The organism is Clostridiales bacterium (assembly GCA_025757645.1).
Taxonomy (GTDB): domain Bacteria; phylum Bacillota; class Clostridia; order Oscillospirales; family Oscillospiraceae; genus CAG-103.
Genome location: CP107216.1, coordinates 879,963 through 891,834 on the forward strand (window position 1 = coordinate 879,963; position 11,872 = coordinate 891,834).

The window sequence follows — 11,872 nt, forward strand, 5'->3', positions numbered from 1 at the left end:
AGCAAGAGCACCTGCTGTGCTATAATGCTATATGTATGACTATAACTGGGAGTGGGTCTATGCTGGAATTGCTGGCGCCCGCGGGCAACCTCGACGCCGTCATCGCGGCGGTGCAAAACGGGGCGGACGCGGTGTATATGGGCTTTGGCGACGGATTCAACGCGCGCCGGAGCGCCGATAATTTCACACGGGAGTCGTTTGCCAAGGCCGTGCGCTACTGTCACATCCGCGGCTGCAAGGTCTACGTCACGCTCAACACCCTCGTGGGCGACCGCGAGATGGACGCCGCCGCCGCGCTCGCGCAGCAGGCGTCGGACGCCGGGGCGGACGCGATCCTTGTGCAGGATCTGGGCCTCGCGCGCGTGCTGCGCGCCGCCCTGCCGGACATTCCGCTGCACGCCAGCACGCAGATGAGCATCCACAATCTCGCCGGGGTCGAGGCCGCGGCCGAGATGGGCATCACCCGCGCCGTGCTCGCGCGCGAGCTCTCGCTCGAGCAGATCCGCTTCATCTCGCAGCACGTGAGCATCGAGACCGAGGTGTTCGTGCACGGGGCGCTGTGCTTCTGTTATTCCGGCCAGTGCTATATGAGCGCGCTCATCGGCCGCCGCAGCGGCAACCGCGGCGCGTGCGCGCAGCCGTGCCGCATGCAGTACAGCATGGGCGGCCGCATGGATGAGTATCCGCTGAGCCTGCGCGACAACTGTCTGGCTGACTATCTGCAGCAGCTCGAGGACGCGGGCGTTGCCTGCGTGAAGATCGAGGGCCGCATGAAGCGGCCGGAGTACGTCGCCGTGGTCACGGACGTGTATGCCCGCTGCATCCATGAGCACCGCGTGCCCACGCAGGAGGAAAACGACCGGCTCGCGCTGGCGTTCTCGCGTCAGGGCTTCACGCAGGGCTACCTGCTCGGGGAAAAAGGGCCGGACATGCTCGGCACACGCGCCGCTGAGCCCGACCGCGAGGCGGAAAAAATGTTCACCGCCGCGCGCAAGGCGTATGCCGACGGCGAGCGCCGCCGCGTGCCCGTGAAGTTTTATGCCAAGGTGCAGACCGGCGAGCCGGTCATGGCCGCCGTCATGGACGAGGAAGGCCACCGCGCCGTGCTCACCGGCCCCGTGCCGGAGCCCGCGCAGCGCGCGCCGCTGACCGCGCAGAGCCTCGCCGACCAGTTTGCCAAAACGGGCGGCACGCCCTATTATTCCACCGGCACCGAGAGCCGCATCGACCCGGATCTCTATCTTCCGGCGGCCGCCGTCAACGACCTGCGCCGCCGGCTCATCACCGGCCTGAAGGAGGAGCGCGCGGCCCTGCCCGAGCGGCGGAGCCTGCCGCTGCCGCTGCGTCCGGAGGGCAAGCGCTATTTTGCCGACCCCGCGCTCATCGTGCAGGTGCATCAGGCCGAGCAGCTCACGCAGGAGCTTGCCGCGCTGCACCCGGCGTATGTATATGTGCCGGTCGAGATCCTCGACAGTGATTTTCCGCGTCTCGCCCCGTTTCTGGAGCAGGGGGCGCAGGTCGTGGCGGTGCTGCCGCGCGTCATCACGGACGATCAGGCCGAGGACATGCACGCCATGCTCTCTCGCGCCGCCGAAAACGGCGTGCAGGAAGCGCTCGTCGGCAACATGGGCCATATCTTCTTCGCCCGCCGCGCGGGGATGCGCGTGCGCGGCGACTTTGGACTCAATGTCTTTAACTCCTTCACGGAGGAAGTGCTGCAGCAGGCCGGTCTCGTGAGCGCGACGGCGTCGTTCGAGCTGCGCGTGGCGCAGATCCGCGACCTTGCCAAAAGCATCGACACGGAGATGATCGTCTACGGCCGCCTGCCGTGCATGATCACCGAGCAGTGCATCATCCGCAACAGCGCGGGCCGCTGCAACTGCAGCGTGCCCAACAATCTGGCCGACCGGCGCGGGGCGCTGTTCCCGGTGCTGCCGGCGTTCGGTCACCGCAACCAGATCTTCAACGCGCACAAGCTCTACCTCGCCGACAAGCATGAGGACTATGAAACGGCGGGCCTCTGGGGCGTGCGCCTCATGTTCACGACCGAGACGCCGCGTGAGTGCGTCGCGGTCACGCAGAGCTATCTGGGCCTGACGGATTATCGCCCGAACGGGCTGACCCGCGGCCTGTATTATCGGGGCGTGGAATGACCCGCCCGGGAGGAACGACCATGAACTGGATTCTAGCCTCCGGCTCCCCGCGCCGGCGGGAGCTGCTGGAGATGCTCGGCGTGCCGGACCTGACGATCCGGCCGGCAAAGGGACCTGAGCGCGCGACGCCGGGCGCCGGCCCGGAGCAGACCGTGCGCGAGCTGGCGCTGCACAAGGCGCAGGAGGTCGCACAGACCTGCGCGCCGGAGGACATCATTATCGCGGCGGACACGATCGTCTATCTCGACGGCGCCATCCTCGGCAAGCCGCGAGATCATGACGACGCCGTGCGCATGCTCACGGCCCTGTCCGGGCGCGAGCACATCGTCTACACCGGCGTCGCCGTGCTGCGCGGCGGCGAGCTGCGGCAGGCGGCCGAGCGCACGGCCGTGCGCTTTCGCCCTCTCACGTCCGGGGAGATCGAGCGCTACATCGCCACCGGCGAGCCGATGGACAAGGCCGGCGCTTACGGCATTCAGGGCCGCGGCGCGCTGTTCATCGCGCATCTGGACGGCGATTATTTCAACGTGATGGGCCTGCCGCTGTGCAGGCTGGGACAACTGCTGAACGAACTGGGAGTCGAGCTGCTTTGAACTGGAAAACGTATCTGAAAAAGAAAGGCGCGCGCGTCGGCGCGATCGTGGTCGCGGTCGTGCTCGTGCTCGCGCTGATCGCCGGGGCGCTCGGCGGCAAGGCGGGATTCCTCACGAATCTCGACGGCATCGTGCGCGCGCCGCTGCAGAAGGCCGCGACCGTCACGGCGCAGTGGCTCGAGAGCATCTACGGCTACATTTATAAATATGACCAGCTCCGGGCCGAAAACGAGCAGCTACGCACGCAGCTGGCCGAGGCTCAGGCGCAGGCGCGTGAAGGGCAGGAGGCGATCGCGGAAAACGAGCGCTATCGTGACCTGCTGGGCTTCACGCAGCGGCACACGGACTTCGAGCTCGAGCCCGCGAACGTCGTGTCCTACGGCGCGTCGAACTGGTCGAGCACGCTCACGCTCAGCAAGGGCAGCGACAGCGGCATCGAGGTCGGCGACTGCGTCATGAACGAGTCCGGCGCGCTCGTCGGTCAGGTCATCGAGACCGGCAGCACCTGGGCGACCGTGCGCACGGTCATCGACGTGGATATGAGCGTCGGCGGCTATGTCAGCGGCAGCGGCGCGACGGCCATGGTCCTCGGCGACTTCACGCTCATGCAGCAGGGCTGCGCCCGCTTCGGCTATCTGGCCGAGGGCATGAGCATCTTCACCGGCGACACCGTGCTCACGTCCGGCAAGGGAGGCGCGTTCCCGGCGGGCCTCGTTGTCGGCACGATCACGGACGTGCGCACCGAGGCCGGCGGCCAGCAGACCTACGGCGTCATCACGCCTGCGTGTGACCTCGGCGAGCTGCTGCAGGTGTTCGTCATCAAAGACTTTGACGTGGTGAGCTGACATGTGGGCCGATCTCATCAACAAGGATAAGGTACACCGCGTGCTCTGGTGCGCGCTGTACATGGCCGTGACGCTCCTGCTGCAGAACACGGTCTTTGCGCACATTGCGCTCTTCGGCGTGCACGCCATGTTCGTGCCGGCAGTCGTTGTGGCGGTCGGCGTGTTCGAGGGCGGCACGTGGGGCGCGGTGTTCGGCCTCATCGCGGGCTATTTTGGCGCCATGGGCTACCCCGGCACGGGGATGCTCTTCGCCGTGCTCTTCGCGGTCATCGGCTTCGGCGCCGGTATGCTCGCGCAGTATCTCATCAACAACAGCCTGCTGCCGTTTCTCGTGACGTGCCTGGCTGCGTTTCTGCTCACGGCCTTTTGCCAGATGTTCCGCCTGTGGATCTTCCACGGCGCGTCGTTCTGGCGGCTGCTGGCCGTGGCGCTGGGGCAGAGCGTGTTTTCGCTGCCGCTCGCCATCCCGTATTACTATATCAGCCGTGCGTTTCACCGCCGGCGTGCCCTGCGCTGAGCCTGCCAGCGCGCCCGACCCCCGAAAGGATCTTCGCCATGGAAAAACCCATCAAACCCGGCCGCGTCACCGCGCTCGCGTGCATCCTTATGCTGCTCGTGATCGTGTTCGTCGTCGCGCTCTATAAGCTGCAGATCGTCGACGGCAAGGCGTATTATGAGGAAAACCGCAACAGCGTCGCCAGCTCCCAGACCGTGGAGGCCGCGCGCGGCAGCATCCTCGACCGCTACGGCCACGTGCTCGTGTCGAACACGAGCTGCAATAACCTCGTCTTCAATCCCGACGACCTCTTCGAGCAGGACGATCCGAACGGCATCCTCCTGCAGATGGCGCGCACCGTCGCCGCCTGCGGCGACACGTATGTCGACGAGCTGCCGATCACGGCCGAGCCCCCGTTCGAGTACACGGACATGAACGACACGCAGCGCACCCAGCTCAAGGGCTTCCTCAAATACGCCGGCCTCGACGAGGAGGCCACGGCCGTGGAGCTCATGAGCTACTGCCGCGAAAAGTTTGAGATCAACAACAACTATTCCGCGGCCGATATGCGCATCATCGCCGGCCTGCGCTACTCGATCAAGACGCGCTATATCGACAAGCTCTACCTGCCGGACTATGTCTTCGTTCAGGGCGCGAGCATGGAGCTCATCACGTCGCTGAAGGAAAATAACGTCCCCGGCTTCGAGGTCACGGTGTCCTATACGCGCCAGTACCACACGAATCTCGCGGCGCACCTGCTCGGCTACACGGGCAAGATGAACGCCGAGGAATACACGACCTATAAGACCCAGGGCTACCCCATGAGCGCGACCGTCGGCAAGGACGGGGCCGAGCTCGCCTTTGAGAAATACCTCCACGGCACGAACGGCACGGCCATCGTGACGAAAAACGCATCCGGCACCGTCACCGGCACGACGTACACCAAAGAGCCGGAGCCGGGCGATCAGGTCAGCCTCACGATCGACCTCGATCTGCAGGCGGCGGCCGAGCAGTCGCTGACCAGAGGCATCGAGAACATGAAGTCCAAGTCGACGGAAACCAGCGATGCCGTCGGCGGCGGCGCGCTCGTGGCGGTCGATGTCGCCACCGGCCAGCCGCTGGCCATCGCCAACTATCCGACGTTCGACCTGCAGACGCTCTTTCAGAGTCAGGAGAGCTACGACGCCGTCAAGGACGCCGAGAACGAGCCGCTGTTCAACCGTGCGCTGCTCGGCCAGTATTCTCCCGGCTCGACGTTCAAGCCCTGCACGGCCATCGCCGGCCTGACCGAGGGTGTCATCACCACCGGCACGCGCATCCAGTGCACCGGCACGTTCCGCAAGTATGAGGACACCGGCTACGCCCCCAAGTGCTGGATCGCCTCGTCCGGCGCGACGCACGGCAATGACAATGTCACCGAGGCCATCCGCGACTCGTGCAACATCTTCTTCTACACCGTCGGCGACAGTCTGCCGATCGACACGCTCGCGCGCTATGCCGCGGCCTTCGGTCTCGGCGAGCACACCGGCATCGAGCTGCCGGAGAGCACCGGCCAGATGGCCACGGAGGCCGTGAAGAAAAAGCTCGAGAACACGAACTGGTACGTCGGCGACTCGCTGCAGGCGGCCATCGGCCAGTCGTACAGCCTGTTCACGCCGCTGCAGTTGGCGGAGTACTGCGCCACGATCGCAAACGGCGGCACGCGCCACAGCGCGTCCATCCTGAAGTCCGTGCGCAGCTACGACGGCAGCGAGCTCATTTACGAAAATCAGGCCGAGGTGCTCAGCGCCGTCGAGACCAGCGACTATAACTGGGCCGCTGTGCAAAAGGGCATGTACCTCGTCGCCAATGACCGCGCCGGCAGCGCGTATGAGACCTTCGGCGACTACGGCGTGAAGGTCGCCGCCAAGACCGGCACCGCCCAGCTCGGCGACAACCAGGTCAACAACGCCATTTTCATCTGCTACGCACCGTATGACAATCCCAAGGTCGCCGTGGCGGTCGTCGTGGAGCACGGCAGCGCCGGCGCTTCCATCGCGTCCATCGCGCGCGATTTTCTCGACGCATATTTCACCGTCAAGACCGTCGACACCGCCCCCGAGAGCGAGCTCTCGCTGCTGCAGTGACGGCCCCTGACCAGACAGAGAGGAGTTATCCATATGAACATTGCACTCATCGCTGACGACGGCAAGAAGGAACTCATGGTCCAGTTCTGCATCGCATACTGCGGCATTTTGGCCAAGCACGACCTGAGCTCGACGTTTACGACTGGGCGGCTCATCTCCGAAGCCACCGGCCTGAAGGTCCGCACCTACCTGCACTCGGCGCAGGGCTGCCAGCAGCTCGACGCGCGCATCAGCTATAACGAGATCGACCTCGTGCTGTTTTTCTGCGACGCCGAGAGCGGCCATTTTGACGAGGTCAACCGCATGGCGCGCCTGTGCGACCAGCGGCAGATCCCGTTTGCCAGCAACGTGGCCACGGCCGAGGTGCTCATTCTGGGCCTGAGCCGCGGCGACCTCGACTGGCGCGACATCGTCAACCCGAAAAAGAAATTGTAAGCCCGAAAGGAATCATCATCACCATGGACAAGATCAAACCCCGCACCCTGTCCGGCTTCATGGAGCTGCCGCCGGACAAGCAGGTGCAGATGGACAAAATGCGCGCCGTTCTGGCCGAGACCTACGCCCGCTACGGCTTCACCCCGCTCGACACGCCCGCCATCGAGGCGGCCGAGGTGCTGCTGGCCAAGGGCGGCGGCGAGACGGAAAAGCAGATCTACCGTTTCACGAAGGGCGACAGCGACCTCGCCCTGCGTTTTGACCTCACGGTGCCGCTGGCGAAGTACGTCGCGGCCAATTACGGCCAGCTCACGTTCCCGTTCCGCCGCTATCAGATCGGCAAGGTCTGGCGCGGCGAGCGCGCGCAGCGCGGCCGCTTCCGCGAGTTTTATCAGGCGGATATCGACATCATCGGCGACGGTGCGCTCGATATTTTGAACGAGGCCGAGATCCCGGCCATCATCTACGACACATTCACGCGCCTGGGCCTGCACCGCTTTCGCATCCGCGTGAACAACCGCAAGGTGCTCAACGGCTTTTTCGCCATCCTCGGCCTGAGCGAGCAGGCGGGCGATGTGCTGCGCACCATCGACAAGCTCGACAAGATCGGCGCGGACAAGGTGCGCGAGCTGCTCACCGACACCTGCGGCGTCACGGGCGAAAACGCGGACGAGATCCTGCGCTTCATCGCCTGCCCGGGCACGAGCGCGGACAAGCTCGCCTTTCTCGAGCAGTACCGCGGCCGGAACGAGACATTCGATACCGGCCTCGACGAGCTGCGCACCGTCGTGGGCTACCTGCCCGCGTTCGGCGTCCCGGAGGAGAACTTCGAGCTCGACCTCACGATCGCGCGCGGCCTCGATTACTACACCGGCACGGTGTACGAGACCGTTCTGCTCGACCATCCCGAGGTCGGCAGCATCTGCTCCGGCGGGCGCTACGACGACCTCGCGGGGTACTATACGAACAAGTCCCTGCCCGGCGTCGGCATCTCCATCGGCCTGACGCGCCTGTTTTACATCCTGCAGGAGCAGAACATGATCTCCGACGCCGTGCTCACCGCGCCGGCGGATGTGCTCATCCTGCCGATGACGGACGACCTGTCCGCGGCCGTGGCGCTGGCGTCCGAACTGCGCGCCGGCGGCCTTCGCGTGCAGATCTACAGCGAGAAGAAGAAGTTCAAGGCCAAGATCGGCTATGCCGACAAGCTCGGCATCCCGTTTGTGATCTTCCTCGGTGAGGATGAGGTCGCGCAGCACGTTTGCGCGCTCAAGAACATGGCCACCGGCGTGCAGGAGGCCGTGACGCAGGAGACTGCGCTCGAGACCATCCGCGCGGAGATCGCCCGCCGCAGCGCCGGCGCAATTTTGCGCGAGCCGTGACCCGGTAAACCCACCGCCGCCGCACCGCCGGAGGCGATATTCGATAGAAAGAAAGGGAATCAGGAGTATGTTTCAGTCCCGCACACACACTTGCAACGAGCTGCGGCTCGAAAACGCCGGCGAGCAGGTCCGCATCGTCGGCTGGATGGAAAATGTCCGCGAGGTCGGGCAGAATTTTGCCTTCGTCGTCGTCCGCGATTTTTACGGCACGACCCAGGTCGTCATTGAGACCGAGGACATGATGAAGGTCGTCAAGTCGCTCAACAAGGAGTCCACCATCGCCGTGGAGGGCACCGTGCGCGAGCGCGCGAGCAAAAACCCCAAGCTGCCCACCGGCGACATTGAGGTCGTGCCCACGAAGATCGAGGCGCTCGGCCGCTGCCGCTACAACGAGCTGCCGTTCGAGATCAACCGCAGCCGCGACGCCGACGAGGCGCTGCGCCTGAAGTACCGCTATCTCGACCTGCGCAACCCCGCCGTGAAGAAAAACATCATCCTCCGCTGCCAGGTGGTGGCCGCGCTGCGCGCCGCCATGACCGAGCACGGCTTCCTCGAGATCACGACGCCCATCCTCACGGCCTCCAGCCCCGAGGGCGCGCGCGACTATCTCGTGCCCGCGCGCAAGCACCCCGGCAAGTTCTACGCGCTGCCGCAGGCGCCGCAGCAGTTCAAGCAGCTGCTCATGACGGCGGGCTTTGACCGCTATTTCCAGATCGCCCCGTGCTTCCGCGACGAGGACGCCCGCGGCGACCGCAGCCCCGGCGAATTCTATCAGCTCGACATGGAGATGGCCTTCGCCACGCAGGACGACGTCTTTGCCGTGCTCGAGGACGTGCTCCCGCCGATCTTCGCCAAGTACGGCAAGTATGACATTGCGTCCGAGGCGCCCTTCCGCCGCATCTCCTATCGTGATGCGATGGAGACCTACGGCTCTGATAAGCCCGACCTGCGCATCGACCTCACCGTGCAGGACATGACGGCGCTCGTCGCCGGCAGCGAGTTTGCGCCCTTTGCCGCGGGCAACACGGTCAAGGCCGTCGTCGTGCCCGACTGCGCCATGGCGCGCAAGGCCATTGACAAGCTCTGCGCCGACGTGGAGGTACAGGCCGGCAGCAAGCCTTACTGGTTCAAGGTTGACGAGCAGGGCAGCTTCGCCGGCGGCATCGCCAAATTCCTCACGGACAAGACGGCGGAGATCACCGCGGCCCTCGGCCTGAAGCCGGGCTGCTTCGTCGGCGTGACGGCCGGCAAAAAGACCGCCGCGCAGAAGGCGGCGGGCGTGCTGCGCACAAAGCTCGGCACGGCCGTGCCGGGCCACATGGACACCGAGCGGTACGAATTTTGCTGGATCGTCGACTTCCCGATGTACGAGATCGGCGAGGAATCCGGCGAGCTGGAGTTCTGCCACAACCCGTTCTCGATGCCGAACGGCGGCCTCGAGATCCTCGAAAAGGCCGAGCGCGGCGAGGTCGATCCGCTCGACATCTACGCCTACCAGTACGACCTCGTGTGCAACGGCGTCGAGCTCAGCTCCGGCGCGGTGCGCAATCACGACCCCGAGATCATGGTCAAGGCGTTCGAGCTCGTGCGCCTCGGCGAGGACGATGTCAAGGCCAAGTTCCCGGCCATGTACAACGCCTTCTGCTACGGTGCGCCCCCGCACGCCGGCATCGCCCCGGGCGTGGACCGCATGGTCATGCTCCTTGCGGGCGAGGACTGCATCCGCGAGATCATTCCGTTCCCGATGAACAAGAACGCGCAGGACGTCATGATGGGCGCGCCCGGCACCGTCGAGCCGCACCAGCTTGAGGAGCTGCACATCGCCGTCGTCGGCGACACGGAGCCCGATACCGAAGCGTGACCCAAAACGATGCGACGGTGCCCCGGCGTTCGGCCGGGGCTCGTCCGTGAAAGAAGGCGAGCGGCTTGCTGTCCAAAATCCAGTCCCTCGGCTGCCGGGGCGTGACCGGCTACGCGGTCAGCGTAGAGTGCCACGTGTCCAACGGCCTGCCGGGGTTTGATATCGTCGGCCTGCCGGATGCGGCCGTCAAGGAGGCGCGCGAGCGCGTGCGCAGTGCCATCAAGACCAACGGCATGAAGTTCCCGGTCAGCCGCCTGACGGTGAACCTCGCCCCGGCGGACACGCGCAAGGCCGGCACGCTCTATGACCTGCCGGTGCTGCTGGGCATCCTGTGCGCCACGGGGGAGATCCGCCAGCCGCCGGCCACGGCGGCGTTTCTCGGCGAGGTCAGCCTCGCGGGAGACATCCGCCCCGTCACCGGCGCGCTCACGATGGCGCTCGCGGCCGAGCAGATCGGCCTCAAGGAGCTCTACGTCCCGGCGGGCAACGCGGCCGAGGCCGCTTTTGCCGACCGCGTGACCGTCTACCCGGTCGAGAACATCGCCCAACTCGTGCACCATCTGCGCGGGGACAGGCGCATCGCGCCAAAGACAGCGCCGCGGCTCGAGACCGAGCCGCGCTTCCCGGTCGATTTTGCCGAGGTCAAGGCGCAGGAGAACGTCAAGCGCGCGCTCGAGGTGGCCGCCGCCGGCGGGCACAACATCCTGCTCATCGGCCCGCCGGGCGCGGGCAAGTCCATGCTCGCCAAGCGCCTGCCGACCATTCTGCCCGCGATGAACCGCGCCGAAATGATCGAGACCACGCAGGTCTATTCCGTCCTCGGCCTCACGACGCCGGATGACCCCGTCGTGCGTACCCGGCCGTTTCGCGCGCCGCACCACACGGTGTCGAACGTCGCCATGTCCGGCGGCGGCAGCGCGCTGCAGCCGGGCGAGATGAGTCTGGCGGACAACGGCGTGCTCTTTCTCGACGAGCTGCCGGAGTTTTCGCCCGCCGTGCTCGAGACGATGCGCCAGCCGCTCGAGGACGGCAGCATCACCATCTCGCGCGCGAACGGCTCCGTGACGTATCCGAGCCGCTTCATGCTCGTGTGCGCCATGAACCCCTGCAAGTGCGGCTGGTATGGGCATCCTTCTGGCCGCTGCCGCTGCTCGCCGCGCGACGTGCGCCGTTACCATGCGCGCGTGTCCGGCCCGCTGCTCGACCGCATCGACATCATTGTCGAGGTCCCGGCGCTGGAGTTTGACGAGCTCACCGAGCCGTCGGCCGGAGAGCCGTCGCGCGCCATCCGCGCGCGCGTCAACGCCGCCCGCGCCGTGCAGCGCGCCCGCTACGGGGACGACACCACCACGACGAACGCCCACATGGGCCCGCGTGCGCTCGCGGAGTTCTGCGCGCTCTCGCCCGAGTGCGAGCAGCTCATGCACCAGGCGTTTGACAGCATGGCCCTCACCGCCCGCAGCTATGACCGCATCCTGCGCGTCGCGCGCACGATCGCCGATCTCGACGGGGCGCAGACCATCGGCCTTGCGCACCTGGCCGAGGCCATCCAGTACCGCACGTATGACTTTTCCGTCGCCGAGCCGTGAGCCCGGCCCGACAGAAGGGAGCTTCCTCATGTACAACAATAACTACAACTACAACCCCAACTGGTATCAGCCGCCCGGCCCGCAGCCCGGCAAGCATGAGGCCACCGTCGCCATGGTGCTCGGCATCGTCTCGTGCGCGCTGCTCATCTTCGGCTACACGGCGCTCGGCTCGATCGTCACGGGCATCATCGGCCTGATCTATGCCTCCCGCGCCAAGAGCCTCGGCTTCAACGGCACGCCGCGCACCGTCGGCTATGTCTGCTCGCTCATCGGGCTCATCCTCGGCGTGCTCGTGTGCCTGCTGCTCGTGTGGCTCGGCGCGTGGTCGATCGGCATGTTCATCACGCTCATCGAGCGCTGCCTGTGATATCCTGAAAGAAAAGGAACGAACG

The 11,872-nt window shown here is 65.8% G+C and carries 10 protein-coding genes; all 10 read left to right on the plus strand.

Annotated features, from left to right (window positions below; translation table 11 throughout):
* Positions 1 to 59 precede the first annotated feature (59 nt).
* Positions 60 to 2,153, plus strand: coding sequence for a U32 family peptidase (locus OGM61_04090; protein UYI85262.1), 2,094 nt, complete (start codon positions 60 to 62; stop codon positions 2,151 to 2,153).
* Between the two features lie 20 nt (positions 2,154 to 2,173).
* Positions 2,174 to 2,746, plus strand: a complete 573-nt coding sequence (locus OGM61_04095) for a Maf family protein (protein UYI85263.1) — start codon at positions 2,174 to 2,176, stop codon at positions 2,744 to 2,746.
* Positions 2,743 to 3,591, plus strand: coding sequence for a rod shape-determining protein MreC (gene mreC / locus OGM61_04100; GenBank protein ID UYI85264.1), 849 nt, complete (start codon positions 2,743 to 2,745; stop codon positions 3,589 to 3,591). The genes OGM61_04095 and mreC overlap by 4 nt, the downstream gene beginning before the upstream one ends.
* Before the next feature lies 1 nt (position 3,592).
* Positions 3,593 to 4,108: a hypothetical protein gene (locus OGM61_04105; protein ID UYI85265.1), complete on the plus strand. Its 516-nt coding sequence runs from the start codon at positions 3,593 to 3,595 to the stop codon at positions 4,106 to 4,108.
* A gap of 38 nt (positions 4,109 to 4,146) precedes the next feature.
* On the plus strand, positions 4,147 to 6,213 hold the full coding sequence (locus OGM61_04110) for a penicillin-binding transpeptidase domain-containing protein (GenBank protein UYI85266.1): 2,067 nt from the start codon (positions 4,147 to 4,149) through the stop codon (positions 6,211 to 6,213).
* Between the two features lie 33 nt (positions 6,214 to 6,246).
* Positions 6,247 to 6,648 carry a methylglyoxal synthase gene (locus OGM61_04115; GenBank protein UYI85267.1) on the plus strand — a complete coding sequence of 134 codons (402 nt, stop codon included), beginning with the start codon at positions 6,247 to 6,249 and terminating at the stop codon, positions 6,646 to 6,648.
* Positions 6,649 to 6,671: 23 nt separating this feature from the next.
* Positions 6,672 to 8,030 (plus strand): histidine--tRNA ligase, encoded by a 1,359-nt coding sequence (hisS, locus tag OGM61_04120; protein UYI85268.1) that lies wholly within the window; start codon positions 6,672 to 6,674, stop codon positions 8,028 to 8,030.
* A 67-nt stretch (positions 8,031 to 8,097) separates the two neighbouring features.
* Positions 8,098 to 9,891 carry an aspartate--tRNA ligase gene (aspS, locus tag OGM61_04125; GenBank protein ID UYI85269.1) on the plus strand — a complete coding sequence of 598 codons (1,794 nt, stop codon included), beginning with the start codon at positions 8,098 to 8,100 and terminating at the stop codon, positions 9,889 to 9,891.
* A gap of 65 nt (positions 9,892 to 9,956) precedes the next feature.
* A complete protein-coding gene (locus OGM61_04130; protein ID UYI85270.1) occupies positions 9,957 to 11,480 on the plus strand; it encodes a YifB family Mg chelatase-like AAA ATPase in 1,524 nt (507 codons plus the stop codon).
* Between the two features lie 28 nt (positions 11,481 to 11,508).
* Positions 11,509 to 11,847, plus strand: a complete 339-nt coding sequence (locus OGM61_04135; protein ID UYI85271.1) for a hypothetical protein — start codon at positions 11,509 to 11,511, stop codon at positions 11,845 to 11,847.
* Positions 11,848 to 11,872: the final 25 nt, after the last annotated feature.

What these genes read in the sequence shown, in the direction of transcription:
- OGM61_04115 (UYI85267.1), top strand. Translation starts at nt 6,247, where the DNA reads ATGAACATTGCACTCATCGCTGACGACGGCAAGAAGGAACTCATGGTC.
- OGM61_04135 (UYI85271.1), top strand. Translation starts at nt 11,509, where the DNA reads ATGTACAACAATAACTACAACTACAACCCCAACTGGTATCAGCCGCCC.
- aspS (UYI85269.1), top strand. Translation starts at nt 8,098, where the DNA reads ATGTTTCAGTCCCGCACACACACTTGCAACGAGCTGCGGCTCGAAAAC.
- OGM61_04090 (UYI85262.1), top strand. Translation starts at nt 60, where the DNA reads ATGCTGGAATTGCTGGCGCCCGCGGGCAACCTCGACGCCGTCATCGCG.
- OGM61_04110 (UYI85266.1), top strand. Translation starts at nt 4,147, where the DNA reads ATGGAAAAACCCATCAAACCCGGCCGCGTCACCGCGCTCGCGTGCATC.
- OGM61_04095 (UYI85263.1), top strand. Translation starts at nt 2,174, where the DNA reads ATGAACTGGATTCTAGCCTCCGGCTCCCCGCGCCGGCGGGAGCTGCTG.
- OGM61_04105 (UYI85265.1), top strand. Translation starts at nt 3,593, where the DNA reads ATGTGGGCCGATCTCATCAACAAGGATAAGGTACACCGCGTGCTCTGG.
- hisS (UYI85268.1), top strand. Translation starts at nt 6,672, where the DNA reads ATGGACAAGATCAAACCCCGCACCCTGTCCGGCTTCATGGAGCTGCCG.